This window comes from Streptomyces sp. NPDC127114 (genome assembly GCF_042677525.1).
In the GTDB taxonomy this organism is placed as follows: Bacteria; Actinomycetota; Actinomycetes; order Streptomycetales; family Streptomycetaceae; genus Streptomyces.
The window spans coordinates 84,512-103,255 of the sequence record NZ_JBHXTJ010000020.1 but is presented as its reverse complement, the minus strand read 5'-3'; the positions used below and the strand labels follow the sequence as shown (position 1 = coordinate 103,255).

The 18,744-nt window shown below is 72.0% G+C and carries 17 protein-coding genes; 9 read left to right on the top strand and 8 right to left on the bottom strand.

Translation table 11 applies throughout. The features are described 5' to 3' along the window. Positions 1 to 552: 552 nt before the first annotated feature. The 4 genes from rpmF (at position 553) to ACFVGS_RS21235 (ending at position 4,490) form a co-directional block, all read left to right on the top strand. Complete coding sequence (gene rpmF, locus ACFVGS_RS21250) at positions 553 to 723, top strand: 50S ribosomal protein L32 (RefSeq protein ID WP_384412996.1); 171 nt, start codon at positions 553 to 555, stop codon at positions 721 to 723. Positions 724 to 729: 6 nt separating this feature from the next. Beyond that, positions 730 to 1,890 (top strand): GTP-binding protein, encoded by a 1,161-nt coding sequence (locus ACFVGS_RS21245; RefSeq protein ID WP_384412993.1) that lies wholly within the window; start codon positions 730 to 732, stop codon positions 1,888 to 1,890. A 317-nt stretch (positions 1,891 to 2,207) separates the two neighbouring features. Beyond that, positions 2,208 to 3,842, top strand: coding sequence for an ABC-F family ATP-binding cassette domain-containing protein (locus ACFVGS_RS21240; RefSeq protein ID WP_385693339.1), 1,635 nt, complete (start codon positions 2,208 to 2,210; stop codon positions 3,840 to 3,842). Between the two features lie 84 nt (positions 3,843 to 3,926). Beyond that, positions 3,927 to 4,490 carry a CGNR zinc finger domain-containing protein gene (locus tag ACFVGS_RS21235; RefSeq protein ID WP_384412987.1) on the top strand — a complete coding sequence of 188 codons (564 nt, stop codon included), beginning with the start codon at positions 3,927 to 3,929 and terminating at the stop codon, positions 4,488 to 4,490. Between the two features lie 55 nt (positions 4,491 to 4,545). On the opposite strand, the gene ACFVGS_RS21230 is transcribed toward ACFVGS_RS21235, so the two are convergent. Together ACFVGS_RS21230 and ACFVGS_RS21225 are read right to left on the bottom strand one after the other, a co-directional pair. Next, positions 4,546 to 4,737 carry a hypothetical protein gene (locus ACFVGS_RS21230; RefSeq protein ID WP_385693338.1) on the bottom strand — a complete coding sequence of 64 codons (192 nt, stop codon included), beginning with the start codon at positions 4,735 to 4,737 and terminating at the stop codon, positions 4,546 to 4,548. 69 nt (positions 4,738 to 4,806) lie between these two features. After that, a complete protein-coding gene (locus tag ACFVGS_RS21225; RefSeq protein WP_385693337.1) occupies positions 4,807 to 5,904 on the bottom strand; it encodes an alpha/beta fold hydrolase in 1,098 nt (365 codons plus the stop codon). A gap of 187 nt (positions 5,905 to 6,091) precedes the next feature. Here ACFVGS_RS21225 and ACFVGS_RS21220 point away from each other — a divergent pair, with 187 nt between their 5' ends. After that, a complete protein-coding gene (locus ACFVGS_RS21220; RefSeq protein ID WP_384412978.1) occupies positions 6,092 to 6,967 on the top strand; it encodes an alpha/beta fold hydrolase in 876 nt (291 codons plus the stop codon). Positions 6,968 to 7,018: 51 nt separating this feature from the next. Then, on the top strand, positions 7,019 to 8,278 hold the full coding sequence (locus ACFVGS_RS21215) for an MFS transporter (protein WP_385693336.1): 1,260 nt from the start codon (positions 7,019 to 7,021) through the stop codon (positions 8,276 to 8,278). 35 nt (positions 8,279 to 8,313) lie between these two features. On the opposite strand, the gene ACFVGS_RS21210 is transcribed toward ACFVGS_RS21215, so the two are convergent. From ACFVGS_RS21210 to ACFVGS_RS21195, 4 genes are all read right to left on the bottom strand, one after another. Then, positions 8,314 to 8,979 carry an MSMEG_1061 family FMN-dependent PPOX-type flavoprotein gene (locus ACFVGS_RS21210; protein ID WP_384412973.1) on the bottom strand — a complete coding sequence of 222 codons (666 nt, stop codon included), beginning with the start codon at positions 8,977 to 8,979 and terminating at the stop codon, positions 8,314 to 8,316. Between the two features lie 101 nt (positions 8,980 to 9,080). Beyond that, a complete protein-coding gene (locus ACFVGS_RS21205) occupies positions 9,081 to 10,247 on the bottom strand; it encodes an esterase-like activity of phytase family protein (RefSeq protein WP_385693335.1) in 1,167 nt (388 codons plus the stop codon). Positions 10,248 to 10,437: 190 nt separating this feature from the next. Then, positions 10,438 to 12,627 (bottom strand): catalase/peroxidase HPI, encoded by a 2,190-nt coding sequence (katG, locus tag ACFVGS_RS21200; RefSeq protein WP_385693334.1) that lies wholly within the window; start codon positions 12,625 to 12,627, stop codon positions 10,438 to 10,440. 132 nt (positions 12,628 to 12,759) lie between these two features. Continuing rightward, positions 12,760 to 14,184 (bottom strand): tetratricopeptide repeat protein, encoded by a 1,425-nt coding sequence (locus ACFVGS_RS21195; RefSeq protein WP_385693333.1) that lies wholly within the window; start codon positions 14,182 to 14,184, stop codon positions 12,760 to 12,762. 269 nt (positions 14,185 to 14,453) lie between these two features. Between ACFVGS_RS21195 and ACFVGS_RS21190 the strand changes: the two genes are divergently transcribed. Continuing rightward, a complete protein-coding gene (locus ACFVGS_RS21190) occupies positions 14,454 to 14,981 on the top strand; it encodes an NUDIX hydrolase family protein (protein ID WP_385693358.1) in 528 nt (175 codons plus the stop codon). Positions 14,982 to 15,054: 73 nt separating this feature from the next. Here ACFVGS_RS21190 and ACFVGS_RS21185 read toward each other — a convergent pair whose 3' ends face one another. Together ACFVGS_RS21185 and ACFVGS_RS21180 are read right to left on the bottom strand one after the other, a co-directional pair. Then, positions 15,055 to 16,680 (bottom strand): ADP-ribosyltransferase domain-containing protein, encoded by a 1,626-nt coding sequence (locus ACFVGS_RS21185; protein WP_385693332.1) that lies wholly within the window; start codon positions 16,678 to 16,680, stop codon positions 15,055 to 15,057. Between the two features lie 76 nt (positions 16,681 to 16,756). Beyond that, a complete protein-coding gene (locus ACFVGS_RS21180; protein ID WP_384412959.1) occupies positions 16,757 to 17,434 on the bottom strand; it encodes a macro domain-containing protein in 678 nt (225 codons plus the stop codon). 651 nt (positions 17,435 to 18,085) lie between these two features. Here ACFVGS_RS21180 and ACFVGS_RS21175 point away from each other — a divergent pair. Both ACFVGS_RS21175 and ACFVGS_RS21170 read left to right on the top strand, forming a co-directional pair. Beyond that, complete coding sequence (locus tag ACFVGS_RS21175) at positions 18,086 to 18,412, top strand: hypothetical protein (protein WP_384412957.1); 327 nt, start codon at positions 18,086 to 18,088, stop codon at positions 18,410 to 18,412. Further along, positions 18,409 to 18,693: a hypothetical protein gene (locus tag ACFVGS_RS21170; RefSeq protein ID WP_385693331.1), complete on the top strand. Its 285-nt coding sequence runs from the start codon at positions 18,409 to 18,411 to the stop codon at positions 18,691 to 18,693. Before ACFVGS_RS21175 ends, ACFVGS_RS21170 begins: the two co-directional genes overlap by 4 nt. Positions 18,694 to 18,744: the final 51 nt, after the last annotated feature.

Below are 18,744 nucleotides of genomic sequence, written 5' to 3'. Positions count from 1 at the left end.
ACAAAGTGCTTGCAGCCAGTGGAGACAGTGGCGGCGCGGCCGTCGTCGGCGAGCCGGGAGGGCTCGCGACGGCCGCTACATACGACGTCGACTGGAGGACGCCGAACCAGGCCAGCTACGCGTGAACATAGAAATCCCCCGTACATGCCACATGGTGGCACTCCCCGTTGACCCGGCGCCCAAGACGCCGGGCTGTACGTACGTCACGCCCGCCGGAGCGCCCTCTCGAGCGGTCCCGCCGCATGACTGGTCCCCAGCCAGCCATAGTGCGCATGCCATGTCAACCCGTTGCAGTCGCGAAGCAAGGGCGATCATCAGCCGCGTTTACCCGACACCCGGGCGGACTTGGCCATTCCATGGCCGGATAGCAACCAACGAAGGGAAACCGTGGAATCCGCGCTCACCGTACGAGCACGAGCCCGCACGAGGGGTGACATTAAAGCTTGCGTCAAGCGCCGCTTCAGGCCTCTCCGGTAAGGGCGAGTTCGTAATGACTTCCGTTTTCATATAGAGTCGCCGCGATCCTGCTTCGTCGCCTGACCGGAGGTCCCGATGGCCGTTCCCAAGCGGAAGATGTCCCGCAGCAACACCCGCCACCGCCGCGCCCAGTGGAAGGCGAGCACCGCCCAGCTCGTCCCCGTCACCGTGGACGGCTCGGTGTACCTGGTGCCGCAGCGCCTGGTGAAGGCGTACGAGCGCGGCCTCATCCGCCCGGAGGGCTGAGCCCGCATGGCACCGAACGACCGGCTGCCCGTGACCGTGCTGTCCGGGTTCCTCGGGGCGGGGAAGACCACCCTGCTCAACCATGTGCTCGGCAATCGCGAGGGCCTGCGGGTCGCCGTGATCGTCAACGACATGAGCGAGGTCAACATCGACGCCGCGCTCGTCCGCGGCGGCGAGGCGGCCCTGTCCCGTACGGAGGAGCGCCTGGTCGAGATGACCAACGGGTGCATCTGCTGCACCCTGCGCGACGACCTTCTGGTGGAGGTCGAACGGCTGGCCCGCGAGGGCCGCTTCGACCACCTCCTGATCGAGTCCAGCGGCATCTCGGAACCGATGCCCGTGGCGGCCACCTTCTCCTTCCCGCGCGACGACGGCGCCACCCTCGGCGACCTGGCCCGCCTGGACACGATGGTGACCGTGGTGGACGCCGCGAACTTCCTGGCAGAACTGGACGGCGGGGACGAGCTCGTCGCGCGGGGGCTCGACCAGTACGAGGACGACGAGCGCACGGTCAGCGATCTCCTCATGGACCAGGTGGAGTTCGCGGACGTCCTCGTCCTCAACAAGCTCGACCTGGTGGACGCCGACGCCGCCCGCCGGCTGCGGGCCACGCTGTCCCGGCTCAATCCGGAGGCCCGCGTCGTCCCGGCCGTGCGGGGACAGGTCGCCCTCGAACAGGTCCTGGGCACCGGCCTGTTCGACGTCGAGCGGGCCCAGCAGGCCCCCGGCTGGGTGAAGGAGCTGAACGGCGACCACGTGCCGGAGACCGAGGAGTACGGCATCTCCTCCCTGGTCTTCCGTGCCGACCGCCCCTTCCACCCGGACCGGCTGTGGAGCTTCGTCACCCGGGACCTCGACGGCGGCGCCTTCGGGCGGATCCTGCGGTCGAAGGGTTTCTTCTGGCTCGCCAGCCGGCCCCGGGTCACCGGACTGTGGTCACAGGCCGGCGCCGTGGCCCGCTTCGAGCCGTCCGGCGCCCGGGACCCGGAGACCGCGCAGGGCCAGGAACTGGTCTTCATCGGCACCGGCCTGCGCGCCGACGACCTGCGCGCGGCCCTTGAGGCCTGCCTGCTGGCTCCTGGCGAACCGGCCCCGGCCGAGGACGACTTCCCCGCCTGGGAGACCTACGGCATCGACGACACCTGTGAACACGAACACGCGGCCTGACGCGGGCCGACGCGCTCCGGGCCGGACGGTGGTCGCAGCCACGGCACCGTCCGGCCCGGTCCAGGGCGAGCCGCGCGGCGCGGAAATTTCGGCGGGGCGGCGCCGCGGTCTGTTAGCCTCTCGACGACGTTGACCGTGTATGGAGGAGCCGCAGACGTGGTGGGTGACGACGACATCTCCGGGTGAGATCCGGACCTGACGGCCGCCGGGCGTGCTGAAGAAGCACCGCCGGGAGTGGCCCGTTCGTCGTACCCCTTTTCCGCACGTCCGCCCGGGGCGAAGCCGTCTCCGCCCCCAGCCCTCCCGAGGTCTCCTCCATGTCCGACGCCACCGTCGTCTGCTCGAACCTGTCCTTCGCCTGGCCCGACGACACCCCGGTCTTCCACGACCTGTCCTTCGCGCTGACCACCGGAAGCACCGGTCTGGTCGCCCCCAACGGCTCCGGCAAGAGCACGCTGCTCAGGCTGATCGCCGGCGAACTGCGGCCCGCCACCGGATCCTTGTCCGTCGGCGGCACGCTCGGCCACCTGCCGCAGACTCTCCCCCTGACCGGTGACGTCACCGTGGCCGAGGTGCTCGGCGTCGCCGACGTGATCCGCGCCCTGGACGCCGTCGAGTCCGGCGACGTGAGCGAGGAGCACTTCGTCACCATCGGCGACGACTGGGACGTCGAGGAGCGCACCCGCGCCCAGCTCGACCGGCTGGGCCTGGCCGGCCTCGCCCTCGACCGCCGCCTGGGCACGCTCAGCGGCGGCCAGGTCGTCCGGCTCGGCCTCGCCGCCCAGCTGCTCCGGCGCCCGGACGTGCTCCTGCTCGACGAGCCGACCAACAACCTCGACCGGGACGCCCGGCACAAGCTGTACGAGGCCCTCGGCGACTTCAAGGGCCTGCTGCTGGTGGTCGCCCACGACCGCGCCCTGCTCGACCGCATGGACGGCATCGCCGAGCTCGGCAGCTCCCGGCTGCGCTTCTACGGCGGCAACTTCACCGCCTACGAGGAGGCCGTGCGCGCCGAGCAGGAGGTCGCGGAGAAGAACGTCCGCAACGCCGAGCAGGAGCTGAAGCGGGAGAAGCGGGAGCTGCAGCAGGCCCGCGAACGCGCCGACCGCCGCGCGAGCAACGCCGCCCGCAACCTCAAGAGCGCCGGGCTGCCACGCATCTTCGCGGGGAACATGAAGCGCGGAGCCCAGGAGGCGGCGGGCCGGGCCGGCCAGATGCACGCTTCCCGGGTCGGCGAGGCCAAGGCGCGCCTCGACGAGGCGGGGCGCGCGCTGCGGGATGAGCAGCGCATCACCCTGGAACTGCCCGACACCCAGGTGCCCGCCGGTCGCGACCTCTTCCTCGGCGAGGGGATGCAGGTCCGGCACGACGGCCGGGACGTCTTCGCGGAGGGCGGGATCGACCTCTCCGTACGCGGGCCCGAGCGCATCGCCCTGACCGGCCCCAACGGCGCGGGCAAGACCACTCTGATGCGCCTGGTCACCGGCGAACTCGCGCCGCAGGACGGGAGGATCAGGCGGGGTGACGGCCGCGTCGCCTATCTCTCCCAGCGGCTGGACCTGCTGGACCCGGACCGCACGGTGGCGGAGAACTTCGCCGCGTTCGCGCCCGGGCGGCCCGAGGCGGAGCGGATGAACCTGCTCGCGCGCTTCCTGTTCCGCGGCTCCCGGGCCCACCTGCCCGTCGGCGTGCTCTCCGGCGGCGAACGGCTGCGCGCCACCCTGGCCTGCGTGCTGTGCGCCGAACCGGCCCCGCAGCTGTTGCTGCTCGACGAACCGACCAACAACCTCGACCTGGTCAGCGTGGGCCAGCTGGAGAGCGCGCTCGACTCCTATCGAGGCGCGTTCCTCGTGGTCAGTCACGACGAGCGGTTCCTCGCCGAGATCGGGGTGAACCGCTGGCTGCGGCTGGCCGACGGAACGCTCGAGGAGACGGCGGCCCCTGCGGTGTGAGTCGCCGGTCCAGCGGGTTGCGGTGGAGGGGCGCAGCGGTGACGAGCCTTGTGCCCCTCAGGGGTCACCTGTCAAGATGGTGATGTGAATCTTGACCATGTCTTCGTGTGCGGACACCCGGCGCTCGACTTCGCGGCCACTCTGCGCGCCCGGCGTTCGACCCGCTTCGAGATGTTCGTCTCGCCGGACCGGCTCAACGCCTGGTACCTGGAGTCCGGACTCGTGGACACGATCACGCCCGGCGCGGAGGACGACGTCCGGGAGGCGGTCACGCTGCGCGAGGCCGTCTACCAGCTCGTGACCGACCGCCGTCTCGGCGAGGACTTCGACCGGCAGGCGCTCGCGGTGCTGAACGCCGCGGCGCGGCGGACCCCGGCGACCCCGCAGCTCACGATGGGGGGCCGGCACACCGACGCGACGCCCGCGCAGGCCCTGGCCACCGTGGCCCGGCAGGCCGTCGAGCTGCTCAGCGGCCCGGACGTCCCGCTCATGAAGGAGTGCGGCAACCCCGAGTGCACGCGCGTCTACATCGACCGCTCGCGCGGCATGCGGCGGCAGTGGTGCGGCATGGAGTCCTGCGGCAACAAGATCAAGGCCGCGGCCTACCGCGCGCGCAAGAAGACGGCGCCGGCCGCGGCCGGGAAGTGACCCGGCCGGCGGAACCGACGCCGCGAGACGGGACCGGCGGCTGACCGCCGGTCGCCTACAGTCCCAGGTCGAGGGCGAGGCAGGAGAAGAACTTCCACGAGCCCTCGGGGTCGTACGAGGCGGCGGCCCCACGGGTGCCCGCCACCTCTTCGGTCGTGTCCTCGGCGCGGATGCGCTCGGGGAGCCTGCCGTACCGTGCGTGCCGCGCCGCCGCGGCGGCCGAATCGGTCATGCGTTCCTGGTCCATGCCCGTACTCCTCGTCATCGGTGTTCTTCCGCTCCGTCGGCGTCGCTCCGACGAGCGGAAGACTGGTGGTCAGAGACGGTCGGCGTCGGCGACGGCCTGCGCGAAGACGGCCGGCGCCTCCTGCGGCAGGTTGTGGCCGATGCCCGCGATGGTGCGGTGTTCGTACGGGCCGGTGAAGTGGTGGCGGTAGCCGGCGCCGTCACCGGGCGCGGTGAAGGGATCGAGGGCCGGGTCGAGGGTGATGGTGGGCACCCCGACGGGCGGCCGCGCGGCGAGCCGCTCCTCGTAACGGCCGTATCGGCGGTCGCCCTCGACCAGGCCGATGCGCCAGCGGTAGTTGTGGAGCACGACGGCGGCGTAGTCGGGGTTCCTGACCGCCTGGGCGGTGCGCTGGAAGGTGGCCTCGTCGAAGTCCCAGCCGGGCGAGACGAGGGTCCACACGTAGCGGCACAGGGCGATGCGCTCGTCGACGTCCTCCATCGCCCGCTTGCCGCGCTCGGTGGCGAAGTACCACTGGTACCACCAGGTGCGCTCGACGGCCGGGGCCGCGGGCATCCGCTGCGCCTCGCGGTCGGTGACGAGGTATCCGCCGGTCGAGACGAGCGCCCTGACCCGTTCGGGCCACAGGGCCGCGATGACGTCGGCGGTCCGTGAGCCCCAGTCGAAGCCGGCGAGCACCGCCTTGTCGATCCCGAGGGCGTCCATCAGGGCGACGACGTCGAGCGCGACGGCGGACTGCTCGGCCGTGCGGGGCGTCCGGCGGGACAGGAACCGCGTGCTGCCGTGGCCGCGCAGATACGGAACGATCACGCGGTACCCGAGGTCGGCGAGCAGCGGGGCGACGTCGACGTAACTGTGGATGTCGTACGGCCAGCCGTGCAGGCACAGGACGACCGGGCCGTGCGCCGGGCCGGCCTCGGCGTAACCGACGTCGAGGACCCCCGCCCTGACCTGCTTGAGGGCGGGGAAAGCGGTGTGGCCGCCGGAGGTGCCGCTCACGACGGACAGGCGTCCCGCACCGGAGGCTCCGGCCACGCCCGATGCGCCCGCTCCGGCGGACGCGCCGGCCTGCAGGCCGGCCGCCGTGGACTGCAGGCCGGCCAGCGAGACCGCGGCCGCGCCGGTTCCGAGGCCGACGGCCTTGCCGAACGTACGCCTGTTGATCATGACGAACCCCTCCGTGACGCGCTTCCGGTGACCGGCCCGCAGCCGGCTGGTGGCACGACGACTCTCACCCCTCATCGCGTCACCTGTCAAACCGGTGACGAATATTCGTCACCACCTTGACTGGTGACGCGCCGGCATGTCACTTTTACGTCCCGTCAGAAGTCGCCACGGCTGGAAGGGACGTGTCATGGAAACCACGGGGAACATCAACGGGAGCCGCAAGCGGCGCGCGACCGGCACGATCGCGACGGTCACGGCAGCACTCGCGCTCGCCGCCTTCGCCCTCGCCGGCACCGCCGACGGAGCGTCCCAGGGCATCGGTGGAGCGGCCCCGCACGCCGGCGGACACGTCAGGCCGACCATCGTCCTGGAACACGGTGCCTTCGCCGACGGCTCCAGCTGGAACGGCGTCGTGGCGGAACTGCGCGCCGACGGCTACCCGGTCGTCGCCGCCGCCAACCCGCTGCGCGGCCCCGCCGCCGACGCCGCCGCCCTGCGCACCGTCCTCGACCACGTAAAGGGCCCCAAGATCCTCGTCGGCCACTCCTACGGCGGCAGCGTCATCAGCCAGGCCGCCCTCGACGACCCGCAGGTCAAGGGCCTTGTCTACGTGGCCGCGTTCCTCCCGGCGCCCGGGGAGACCGCCTTGGAGCTCACCGGCAGGTACCCCGGCTCCACCCTCCCCGACGCCCTCGACCCGGTCACCTACCGGCAGGCCGACGGGACCACCGCCACCGACCTCTACATCCGACAGGACACGTTCCGGCACCAGTTCGCCGCCGACGTCCCCGCCGGCCAGGCGGCACTGATGGCCGCGGCGCAGCGCCCCATCGCCCGGGCGGCGCTGGAGGAGAAGGCCACCGGCGCCGCCTGGAAGACCAAGCCCTCCTGGGCCGTCGTCACGACCCAGGACCTCAACATCCCCGCCGCCGCCCAGCGCTTCATGGCCAGGCGCGCCCATGCCCGCACCACCGAGGTGGCGGCCTCCCACTCCGTCGCCGTCTCCCACCCCCGCCTCGTCGCCGACGTCATCGAACGCGCCGCCCGCGCCACCGCCGGCTGACCGGGGCGCCGAGCGCTGAGGGCGGGAAACGGCGTTGATAGCCTGCTCGGCATGATCGGGGAGGGCTCCAGACACCGCATGTCCCGCCTGTTGTCGCCGGACGGTCCGCAGCGCGCTCTCATCGTCGCGAGCTTCGTCAGCCGGGTGGGCAACGGGCTGTTCAACACCGCCGCGGTGCTCTACTTCACGCTGGTCGTGCACCTGCCCGCCGCACAGGTCGGAGTCGGTCTCACGATCGCCGGTCTGACGGGGCTGACGGCCGGTATACCGGCGGGGAATCTCGCCGACCGCTACGGGCCCCGCACGGTCTGGCTGACGTCCCTCGCGCTGCAGGCCGCGACGATGGCCGCGTTCGTCCTCATCGACAGCTGGGCCACGTTCACGCTCGTCGCCACCCTGGACCGGCTGGCGGCAGCGGCGAGCGGCGCCGCGGGCGGTGCGCTCATCGCCCGCGCCGGCGGCGAACGCCCGGCCGCGTTCAGGGCGAAGCTCCGCACGTTCGTCAACCTCGGCGTGGTCCTGGGCACCGTCGGCGCCGCCTTCGCCATCGCCGTCGACACCCGCTCGGCGTACACCGCGCTCATCCTCGCCAACGCCGCCAGCTTCGCCTGCGCGGGCCTGATCGCCCTGATCGGCGTGCCGGACTACCGTCCCCTGCCCCGGCCCGCCGAGCACCGCAGTTGGTCCGTCCTGGCCGACCGGCCGTACGTCTCCTTCGTCGCGCTCTACGGAGCCATGGGACTGCAGTACCAGACTGTCTCCCTGCTGCTGCCGATCTGGCTCTCCGCCCACACCGACGCGCCCCGCTGGACCGTGGCGGCGGTCTACGCGGTCAACAGCGGGGTGTGCGTGCTGCTGCAGAGCAGGATCGGCTCCCGGGTGGAGACACCGCGCCAGGGCGGCCGGGCGTTCCGCGTCGCCGGGTTGCTCTTCCTCGTCAGCTGCCCCTTGATGGCCCTGACGGCGGACGTTCCGGCCTGGGTCGCGCCCGGGCTGGCCGTCCTCGCGGTCTGCGTGCACAGCCTCGGAGAGGTATGGGAGTCCTCGGCCGGCTTCGCGCTCGGTTTCGGTCTCGCCCCGGACCACGCGCAGGGGCAGTACCAGGGCTTCCTCGGCATCGGCTTCGACGCCGGACAGGCCCTGGCCCCGGTGATCCTCACCACGGCGGTCCTCGGCCTCGGGCACACGGGCTGGCTGCTGCTCGGCGTGTTCTTCGCGGCACTGGGGGCGGCGGGCCCCTTGGTGGCCGCCTGGGGCGAGCGAACCCGCCGTACGCCCCAGGACACGGCGCTCGCCGCGCACGGCCGGTAGGGCGAAGCCCCACCCCGGGCCGTGCGCTCCGGGGGTCATTCGTAGCGGTGCAGCAGGGATTCCCGCTCGTGCTCTCGGATCTGCTCCAGCGTCAGGCCGGGGATGCCCAGGTGCGCGAGGGTGATGGCGGCGGAGCTCGGTACGGCGTCGGCGGGGAGCCACTCCTCGGGCTTCCAGGCGCTGCCGCGCAGGAAGGCCTTCGGGCAGTGCTGGTAGACGTCCGTCGCCTCGACCACGATCGCGCTGCGCGGGGGCTTGCCGACCGGCGTGAGCTGCTCCAGCAGACGGGGATCGGTGGAGACACAGGCCCGGCCGTTCACGCGGAGCGTGGATCCCTGGCCGGGGACGAGGAAGATCAGGCCGGCCTGGCCCGTCTCCATGATGTTGCGGATGCTGTCGAGGCGCCGGTTCCCGGTGGCGTCCGGGATGGCCAGGGTGAATTCGTCCAGTACGGAGACGAATCCGGCCGGACCGCCGCGCGGGGTCACGTCGCAGCTTCCGTCGGCGCCCGTGCTGGCGATGAACAGGAGCGAGGAGCGGGCGACGAAGGCGCGGGCGACGTCGTGCAGGCGGTCCACCGCCTTGCGCAACGCCAGGTCGCCGGGCTGCTCGTAGATCTCGCGCAGCCGGGCCGTGTCGCGTACGGCTTCGGACTGCAGGGCTTCGAATATGCGGCTGGTCGGCCGCGACGTGGTCGTCACGTACCGGCAACCTAGCCGATGGTGGATCTTGGGGGAACGGGTGGGGGCTCCGTGCGGGACCGCGCCGAGTCCCCGTGGAGTCGGCGCGGCCGGAGGGGCGGTCAGCGGATGGCGAGGGCGACGATCTGGGTGACCTCCTCGTCCGAGAAGTTGTCGTCGCTGACCAGGATCAGCGACCGCTCACCGGACGGGAGTTCCGGCCCCCACGTCATGCCTTCGGTGTTCTGGATGCTCGAGAGACCCAGGGTGTCCAGGTCCACGACGAGCTTCTTGCTCATCGGCACGACGGGCTGTCCGGCGAGGGAGTCCGTCGCCCGCACGTCGGTCGCGCCGCGCGTGGTGGCGTCGTACACGCGGATCTTGTAGCCCGCGCCGGCGACCCAGGTGCGTTCCAGGACGAGGTAGCGGTCGGGGTCGTCGGGGAACGCGAGGAGGGACGGGACTCCGGTGTCCGGGCCCCAGGGGCTGTTCGGGTCGGACGCGGCGAAGATCTTCTCGATGGGGTACGCGAACTGTCCGAGCACCTCGCCGCCGCGGGCCTGCTTCGTCACCCGGACGAGCGCGCCGTGCTCCAGGTCGGGCACCGGACCGTCCTGGATCAGCGGACCCTCGACCGCGCTCGTGACGACCTTGCCGCGGGCGCCGAAGGTGATCGCCTCGACCGCCTGGTTCCGGCGCGGCCCGCGCTCCTCCAGCGTGACCTCGTAGTTCGGCGGGAGCCGCAGCTGACCGAGGTAGGCACCGGTGCCGGAGGCGAACTGGACGGACGGCTGGATGACCGGCGCGCTCGCCGCCGTGGGCCGGTCGCCCTCCTGCGCCCACCAGTAGTGGCAGCTGCGCGGATCGACCCGGATCTCCTCCGGATCGACGGCCTTGCCGTCGCCGGCCGACGGGGACGGGTACACCGCGCCGTCCGCCTGGCGGAACGGGTGGGTACCGGTGAAGTCGACGGAGTGCACGCCGTCGGCGTCCACGTCCAGCCGGGCGGTGTAGAAGCGGGCGGGCTGCAGGTACGAGCGGTCGTCGCTGATGAACACGTACTCGCCGGTGCACCGGTTGTGGTCGACCCCGGAGAAGCCGCCGACCGTCGTTCCCTGGAAGTCGAGCTTGTGCGGAACGATCTTTTCGCCGAGCAGGCGGGCCTGCGCGGCGCGCTGCGACTGCCCGTCGGCGCCGCCCGGTTGGGCGGCCGCGGCCGCGGCGGGGGCCAGCGTCGAGGTCAGGAGCAGGGCTGCGGCGCACACGCGGCGCGTCAGAGAAGATCTCATGCGGATGATCTTGGCCCAGGCCACCCCGGCGCCGCAGTCACCCATCCGGGTGTCGCTGCCGGCATCCCGCGAACGGGCCGGCCCCGACCGTCTCCCTTCCTCACCGCAGGGCGTGACGCGGCGTCACCACCGCCCCACAGGGTGATGGTGACGCCGGACGGTCGCGGTGAGGCAGGATCGCCTCGGCCGCTCAGCGCAGGTCGAAACGGTCGAGGTTCATCACCTTGTTCCACGCCGCCACGAAGTCGCGCACGAACTTCTCGTCGGCGTCGCGGGCGGCGTAGACCTCGGCGATGGCCCGCAGTTGGGAGTGCGAGCCGAAGACGAGGTCGACGGCGGTCGCCGTCCACTTCACCTCGCCCGTCGCCCGGTCCCGTCCTTCGAAGACGTTCTCCTCCGACTCCGACGCCTTCCACTCCGTGCCCATGTCGAGCAGGTTGGAGAAGAAGTCCGTGGTCAGCACCTCCGGACGCCGGGTGAAGACGCCGTGCGAGGAACCCCGGAAGCCGGCGTTCAGGGCCCGCATGCCGCCGACCAGGACCGTCATCTCGGGCGCGGTCAGCGTCAGCAGGTTCGCGCGGTCGAGCAGCAGGGTCTCCGGCGACAGCTTCTCGCCGGCCCGCAGATAGTTGCGGAATCCGTCCGCCCGCGGTTCGAGCACGGCGAACGCCTCCACGTCCGTCTGCTCCTGCGAGGCGTCGGTGCGCCCCGGCGCGAACGGGACCGTGACGGCGTGGCCGGCGTTCCGCGCGGCCCGCTCGACCGCGGCGCAGCCGCCCAGGACGATCAGGTCGGCGAGCGAGATCTTCTTGCCGCCGGTCTGGGCGGCGTCGAAGTCACGCTTGATCTCGTCCAGTCGCCGTACCGTCTCGGCCACCTCGGGCAGGTCGTTGGACTGCCAGTCCTTCTGCGGCGCCAGCCGGATCCGTGCCCCGTTGGCCCCGCCGCGCTTGTCGGTGCCGCGGAAGCTGGCCGCCGCCGCCCAGGCCGTGGTGACCAGCTGCGGAATGCTCAGGCCGGAGTCGAGGATCCGGTCCTTCAGAGCGGCGATGTCCTCGTCCGCGACGAGTTCGTGATCCACCGCGGGGACGGGGTCCTGCCACAGCTGCGGCTCGGGAACCCACGGTCCGAGGTAGCGGGACACCGGACCCATGTCGCGGTGGAGCAGCTTGTACCAGGCCTTGGCGAAGGCCTCGGCGAGCTGGTCCGGGTTCTCGTGGAAGCGCCGGGAGATCGGCGCGTAGACGGGGTCCTGCCGCAGCGCGAGGTCCGTCGTCAGCATCATCGGGGCGTGCCGCTTGGACGGGTCGTGGGCGTCCGGCACGGTGTCCTGCGCCGCGGGGTCGGTGGGCTTCCACTGGTGTGCGCCGGCGGGACTGCTGGTCAGCTCCCACTCGTACCGGAAGAGGTTGTCCAGGTAGCCGTTGTCCCACTTCGTCGGCTCGTTGGTCCACGCTCCTTCGAGCCCGCTGGTGAGGGTGTCGGCGCCGCTGCCGCTGCCGTGGGTGTTGCGCCAGCCGAGGCCCTGCTGCTCGAGGGGGGCGGCCTCCGGTTCGGGGCCGAGGTACGAGGGGTCGACAGCGCCGTGGCACTTGCCGAAGGTGTGGCCGCCGACGATGAGGGCGACGGTCTCCTCGTCGTTCATGGCCATGCGTCCGAAGGTCTCCCGGATGTCGCGGGCGGCGGCCAGCGGGTCGGGGTTGCCGTTGGGGCCCTCCGGGTTGACGTAGATCAGGCCCATCTGCACGGCGCCGAACGGCTTGGCGAGTTCACGGTCGCCGCTGTAGCGCTCGTCGCCGAGCCAGGTGTCCTCGGGGCCCCAGAAGATCTCCTCGGGCTCCCAGATGTCCTCGCGCCCGAAGGCGAAGCCGAAGGTCCTGAACCCCATGGACTCCATGGCGCAGTTGCCGGCGAACACCAGGAGGTCGGCCCAGGAGATCTTGCGGCCGTACTTCTGCTTGACCGGCCACAGCAGCCGGCGTGCCTTGTCCAGGCTGGCGTTGTCCGGCCAGCTGTTGAGCGGCGCGAAGCGCTGGGCGCCGCTGCCGCCGCCGCCCCGGCCGTCCTCGATGCGGTACGTGCCGGCGGCGTGCCAGCTCATCCGGATGAACAGCGGTCCGTAGTGGCCGTAGTCCGCGGGCCACCAGTCCTGCGACTTCGTCATCAGCTCGATGACGTCCCGCTTCAGGGCGTCGACGTCGAGGGTGGCGAACTCCGCCGCGTAGTCGAAGTCCGGGTCCATCGGATTGGGCCCGGCCGCGTGCTGTTCCAGCACCTGGAGGTCCAGTTGGCCGGGCCACCAGTCCCGGTTCGTCCTGGGGCGGGTCGACGTCGGGGTGGGTGAGGGAACTGCTGGGTTTTCGCTCTCGCTGCCGGACACGTCCGCCCCTTCTTCCTTGCACGGTTCTTTTCAGGCTTTTCGCCCGTATCGTTCCGCACCGTGGTCCGCACGGCGGGAAGAACACGCCGTCGGGCGAGGGGTACGGATCCGCCGTGGTGACACGGCGGACGGTCAGAACCGGTCGGACACGAGGTCTCCGGACCGGCCCAGCCGGCCGGCCCGGTCGCGGGCGGCGGCGGCCCGGGCGGCGTCGCCCAGCGCCTCCGCCAGGCGGGCCGTGCTCAGCCAGTTGTACGGGCTGTGCGGGCGCAGCGCGGTCCGCTCGCTGATCAGGACGCGTGCCATGTCGTGCCGCCCCGACCTCAGGGCCGCGTCGAGGAGGGTCTTCTGGAGGGCGTCCCGCTGGGCGTGGCTGCCTCCGATCTCGTGGAGTCGCCGGCGCAGCGGCCACAGCAGTTCCACGACCGTGCCGTGGTCTCCGGCCGCGTGCGCGACGAGTGCCTCGCACACCGGCAGGCCGACCTCCGCGGTCATCGCGCGGTTGGTGACGGTCTCCGCTCCGGGCTCGGCCAGCCAGCGCCGGCGGCCGGCGATCAGCCGCTCCGCCTCCGCGACCCGGCCGGCGCCCACGTAGGACATCACCGCGTGCACGTCGTTGAACGCGTAGAACGGAGGGTCGGCCCGTGCGGACCAGGCGTCCGCGAGCGCCTCCCACCGGCGGGTCTGATCGGAACCCGCGAGATGGAACCGCCAGAGCATGGCCGCCGCGTCGAGGAGTTCCATCGCGAGGCCCCGGGACTCCTCGTTGTGCAGTGCCGCGTCGTAGATGCCGAGCGCCGTGTCTTTGCGGCCCGCCTCCAGGGCGTAGAGCGCGTAGTGCCACCAGTTGTGCACCGTGAGGAAGTTGCCCTCGGACCAGTCACCGGTGCGGGCGTCGAGATAGGCGATGCCCTCGGCGAAGCGGCCCTGCATCTCGTACGTGTGCACGACGGCGTGGATGGCCCACACGTCATGGCGGTTCCGCTCGACCGCGGCCGATCCCGTCTCTCGGGCGTGCGCGTAGTGCCCGGCCTCCTCCAGCCCGAAGGCGTACATGCCCAGGAGCGGGCCGCGATGGGGGTCGTCCTCCTCCCACGCGGACAGTGCGCCGCCGATCCTGTCCCGCAGGCGCAGGGCGTCACCGGTGAGGAAGTCGAGCTGGTGCCCGACGAAGAGCGCGAGCGCGTCCCGCGGGTAGGCGACGCTCAGCTCCTCCAGGAGCGCGCTGCCCCGCCGCAGGTCGCCCGCCAGGAGACTTCCGGCGGCGGCCGTGTGCAGTCGCTCCCGAGGGCCGAGCCCGGTCATGTCGAGGCCGGAGGCGAACGCGTCGAAGCGCCGCCGCGCCGCCGCCGCGCCGGCCGGCTCCGTGCCCAGCACGCCCAGATAGGCCGCGAACGCCTGCGCCACCGGTGCGGCGGGGGCGGTCTCGAGGAGGTCGTCGACGGCCGCGGCCACCTCGGGCCGGAAGAAGAGCAGCGCTTCCACGGCACGGTCCAGGTGCCCGACCGCCTCCGCTGTGCCGTTGTACAAGTCGTGACCGTACCGGTCGGTCGCCAACGCTGATCACCTCGTCACGAGAGCCTTACGGGAGCGATGCCTGAGGGCGGGCGCGCCGCTACGGCGGACGCCCTCCCTCCCATGGAGCCAGCAACAGGCGACGGGGCACAGTCCCTGAACAGGTGATGCCGCCGGAGAGCGGGATGACGCCGCCGGCACCTGTCGGCCGAGGAGGTCCGGCGAACATGTCTCCCGACCGTCACCCGGTTGACAGGCGGACGACCCGAGCCAAAGACCTTCTCGGAAAGTATGATCAGGCGATGTCTGACATGACCGAGACCACGCCTGGCTGGCTGAGCGTCGACGAGCTGAACGCCGCCAGGGGGCAGATGCCGATCCTGTACGTCGAAGCCGTGCCGGTACGGGTGGACGACAGCGGCGAAGTCAGCAGCATCGGACTGCTCCTGCGGATCGGTGCTGACGGAACGATCAGCCGGACGCTGGTGTCCGGCCGGGTCATGCACCACGAGCGGGTGCGCGACGCGCTGCTGCGTCATCTGGAGAAGGACCTCGGCCCGGTCGCCCTGCCCCGTATCCCGGCGTCGCTCCAGCCGTTCACGGTCGCCGAGTACTTCCCCACCGCGGGCATCACGCCCTTCCACGACCCGCGCCAGCACGCCGTGTCCCTCGCGTACATCGTGCCGGTCACCGGCGACTGCCGCCCGCGGCAGGACGCGCTGGACCTCGTCTGGGTCAGTCCTCAGGAGGCCGCCTCCGCGGCCTTGCAGAACGAGATGCCGGGCGGTCACGGCGTCCTCCTGAAGCAGGCGCTCGCGCATGTCGGTCACGTCTACTGAGCGCGTCGCCGCTCGCCCTCGCGGCTGAGTCGCCACCGCGGTGTCAGGACACCGCGGTGCGGCGACCACGGCGTCAGGAGACCAGACGGGCCTCCTCCACTTCGGTGAGCCTGACCGTGCACAGGCCGCCGCGCTCGGTCTTCACGTCCGTCACCTTGAGCTGGGTGCCGGGCGCGAGGATGTACTCCTCCTCGCCGGTGAAGGCGGAGAAGCTGCGGATGCCGACGGCGCGCGCCGGTGTCACCTCGAAGAGGGTCCGCCTGCCGCGGCTGCCGAGGAAGGCGCGGGCCACGTCGGGCTCGGAGGTGCAGGAGGACACGCCCCACCAGGTGACCGTGCGGCCGACCGGGTACTGGCTGCGCAGGTCCAGCGAGACGCCGCGCCACAAGGGCCGGGTGTGGACGGGGAGGTTCGAGACCGCCGAGAACAGCAGGCGCAGGTACGGGAGGTAGGGCAGCACCTTGGTGCGGTCCGGGGCGCGCAGGACGGCGTTGATGTCGCGGTAGAAGCCGGACTCGCAGGTGTAGAGGTAGAGCGCGGCGATGGCGTCCGCGGACAGGCCGCCGGCGGCCGAGTCGGCCGACTCGTCGGCGCGCCGCTTGCCGAACTCGCGGGACCGGTCGATGTGGCGGCCGAGTCCGGTCAGCACCTTGGTCACCGGGGCGACGGCGTCCTCGAAGGCCATCAGCGGGGTGTCGAAGACCCCGGTGACGGCGGGCAGGACGAGTCCCTCGTCCTTGACGCTGGTGAGCCGCTCCAGATAGAGCTGGTGCAGTTCCATGGTCGACGTGATGAACGCGCCCATGCGGCTCGCGACCTCGCGGTCGGCGCCGCCTGCCCGCTGCTCGTTCCACCCCTTGCTCGGCAGCCAGTCGATCCCGTCGGCGCCCAGCGAGGCGAGGGCCTCGTTGACGGTGGCGAAGTGGTCGCCTTCGCAGAAGAGGTCGCCCTGCGCCGCCGGGTTGGCGTGGTCGATGTGCCTGACCTCGACGTCCGGGTACTTCTGCTGGAGGCGCAGGACGATCTTCTTCAGGTTGCGCGCGTGGGCGCCCCACCAGGCGAAGACGACGCCGCGGTCCTCCTCGTCGGCGTCCTGCTTGGCCTTGAGGATCTCCTCGACGATCCGTTCGGCGACGGGCCGCCAGAACACGGTGTGCCGGTCGGTGCCCATCGCGCCGTCGGCGCTGGCGGTGAGCGAGGCGTTGAGGAGCAGGACGCCCTGCGTGAGCATCGCCTGGAACCACTCGGGCGGCTGGACCGTGTCGCGCTCCTTCAGCAGGGCGCGGACGTCGGCGACCGGCGTCTTCTTGGCCATGCCGTACTTCCACATCGCCGCCGCCTTGATGATGCAGCGGATGCTGACCACCCTGCCGAACTGGCTGTCCTTCCAGTCGTTGAAGGTGTTGTCGAACATGGCGATGCCGGTGGCGCTCTCCGGCCGCGGGTACGGGTTCTGGCCGAAGACGACGACCTTCCACTTGTGCGGCGGGTGGGGCTTGAGCGCCTGGAAGGTCAGCTCCCGGACGGGGACGACCTGGGGGCTGCGGTTCCGGCCGATGAACTCGGCCGCGCCCGGCTGCGCCTCGATGACGGGCTTCAGGAGCGGAAGCCAGGCCTCCCCGCCGCCGGTGAAGAGCTCGGTGAGGCCCAGCGGGTCGTTCGGGTCGGGCTGGGCCGGCGTGGTGGTGGCGTCGGTCATGGAGGAAGGACTCCCGGTGGTCGTACCTGAATGAGGAAGGTGGGGATGGCCGGGCGGCAGGCCGGGCCCGGCCGGGTCAGCGGCGAAAGGAATGCCCTTTCGGCGGCACGATGCGCACCCGCTGCGTGGGCGGCGCGCTCTCGATGCCGGCGAGCTGCGCGGTGATGGTGGTGCGCAGCTCGTCGTCGTCCTCGAACCAGTGGTCGTGGAAGAGCGTGTAGCCGGTCCACATCAGGTTGGCGCAGACCCGGGCCGGAACCCGGCCGGTCCGGGCGCCCATGCCGACCAGCGCCACCGACCGGATGCTGCCCGGCGCCCGGCGGTTCTGCCGGTGGACGGCCTGGAAGGCCGCGGCGCACGCCAGGGCCACGTTCAGCGTGTCCCGCACGTTCTGCGAGGACTGCTCCATCGTCGGCGTCGAGATCAGGTACCGCGGGGTGGTCGCCCCGGACGGGACGCAGACCGCGCTGCCGACCGGGAGCCTCCCGGCGAACCTGTCGCGGATCGCCCGCTGCACGCGCAGCTGGATGCCCGCCCCGAGGTGCCGCTTGATGACGGCGTCGACTCCGCCGTCCATCCGGCCAAGGGAATTGGTCGGGGTGACCCAGGCGTCGACGTCCTCGTCGAGGATCGAGCCACGGCGGATCTCCATGCCCGGGGTGTCGGCGAACGCCGCCCGCCAGGCCTCCACCACGCCCTCGTTGACGTCGGTCAGCACGACCCTGAGCGTGGTCCCCATACGGCTGTCAGTCATCGTCCACCCCTCCCGGGAAACGGTCTCTCCAACTCCTCCGACGCTAGTGGTGACCACTGACAACGCCGGTGGCGGAAGGGAGCGATGACCTGCCGTCAGCCTGCCGGGCCGTCGGGTTCCGGGCCGGCGCGGGGCGGGTGGGGGCCGGAGGGTGGCCCCGGGCACGCGACGTGGATACCGAAGCGCCCGGGGCCCCCTCTCGGCCGGGCGGCGCAAGGGGGAATTGCGCCGCCGGCCGTACTCGCGGCGCGTGCCGGGAACGCGACATCGTGGCGTTGTCCGCACCGGCTGCGGCCCGCGAATTCCCAGCGCGCCGCCGTCTCCCGCCCGTCGTCCCCCCCGGGCCGACAGGCACCGGGCCCCAGCCCCAGGTCGGGCGCTACGTGTCCGGCAGCGCCCCCCGCCGGCGGCGGAGGTCGGACACTGAGCACCACTCTCCAGGGGTGACGGGAGGCGCGTGGTTTCTGCGCTCCGATTCTCACCGGTGTCACGCCCGCATTCCACGTAAAGGAACTGCAGAGAATTGCCGGCCGCGCCGGGTTGGCCGTCACCACTCGTGGCCGGTCCGTGGACACGGAGGGTGCTCGACCCCTCCCGCGCGGGGGCCTGTCGCCCGTACCGTAGGAGCCGTACGAGCCGAGGAGGCACAGCATGAGCGCGTCGCCGCCGCACGAGCCGGGTTCCGCCGACGTCAGTCCGTACCGCATCACGGCCGGTCAAGGGCCGCAGACCCTCGCCGAGCTCCGCGCGGAGCTCGCCGGCATCGATCCCGTCGAACTGGCCGCTTTCGACGCCCGGCTGGGTGCCGCCCGCTTCGGGCGCGAACACGAGGCGGTCATCACCGAGGCGCGGCATCTCGTCGCGCTGCGCACCCGGCCCGAAGTGCGGCAGGCGATCCGGGCGTCGCTGGCCGGGGAGACGGAGCTGATGACTGTCGAGGACCTGTTCGCCGAGCTCGACAAGGGCACCGCCCCGTGACCCGCTGGGCCGTCGAGATCCCCCGCAGGCTCTACCACGAGATCGCGCGCCTCTCCCCCGGCGGGCGTCGCGCGCTGCACGACGCCCTCGCCGCTCTGGCCGAGGACCCGCGCCCCGCCGAGTCCCGGACCGAGCCGGTACGGTCCGCGGAACTCCGCCGGGTCGCGACGGCGCCGGCCTCCGACAACGGCATGACCATCACGCTGCTGTACCGCGTCCACGAGCCCGCCCCGGGCAGGCCGGGGCGCGTCGAGATCATCTTCCTCGTCGCCGGCCCCTGAGCGGCACCGCCCCTCCGTAAGGAGGAACGTGCGGTGGCGCCTTGGGGTTCC

What these genes read in the sequence shown, in the direction of transcription:
- rpmF (WP_384412996.1), top strand. Translation starts at nt 553, where the DNA reads ATGGCCGTTCCCAAGCGGAAGATGTCCCGCAGCAACACCCGCCACCGC.
- ACFVGS_RS21245 (WP_384412993.1), top strand. Translation starts at nt 730, where the DNA reads ATGGCACCGAACGACCGGCTGCCCGTGACCGTGCTGTCCGGGTTCCTC.
- ACFVGS_RS21240 (WP_385693339.1), top strand. Translation starts at nt 2,208, where the DNA reads ATGTCCGACGCCACCGTCGTCTGCTCGAACCTGTCCTTCGCCTGGCCC.
- ACFVGS_RS21230 (WP_385693338.1), bottom strand. Translation starts at nt 4,737, where the DNA reads ATGGACCAGGAACGCATGACCGATTCGGCCGCCGCGGCGGCGCGGCAC.
- ACFVGS_RS21225 (WP_385693337.1), bottom strand. Translation starts at nt 5,904, where the DNA reads ATGATCAACAGGCGTACGTTCGGCAAGGCCGTCGGCCTCGGAACCGGC.
- ACFVGS_RS21220 (WP_384412978.1), top strand. Translation starts at nt 6,092, where the DNA reads ATGGAAACCACGGGGAACATCAACGGGAGCCGCAAGCGGCGCGCGACC.
- ACFVGS_RS21215 (WP_385693336.1), top strand. Translation starts at nt 7,019, where the DNA reads ATGATCGGGGAGGGCTCCAGACACCGCATGTCCCGCCTGTTGTCGCCG.
- ACFVGS_RS21205 (WP_385693335.1), bottom strand. Translation starts at nt 10,247, where the DNA reads ATGAGATCTTCTCTGACGCGCCGCGTGTGCGCCGCAGCCCTGCTCCTG.
- ACFVGS_RS21190 (WP_385693358.1), top strand. Translation starts at nt 14,454, where the DNA reads ATGACCGAGACCACGCCTGGCTGGCTGAGCGTCGACGAGCTGAACGCC.
- ACFVGS_RS21185 (WP_385693332.1), bottom strand. Translation starts at nt 16,680, where the DNA reads ATGACCGACGCCACCACCACGCCGGCCCAGCCCGACCCGAACGACCCG.
- ACFVGS_RS21180 (WP_384412959.1), bottom strand. Translation starts at nt 17,434, where the DNA reads ATGACTGACAGCCGTATGGGGACCACGCTCAGGGTCGTGCTGACCGAC.
- ACFVGS_RS21175 (WP_384412957.1), top strand. Translation starts at nt 18,086, where the DNA reads ATGAGCGCGTCGCCGCCGCACGAGCCGGGTTCCGCCGACGTCAGTCCG.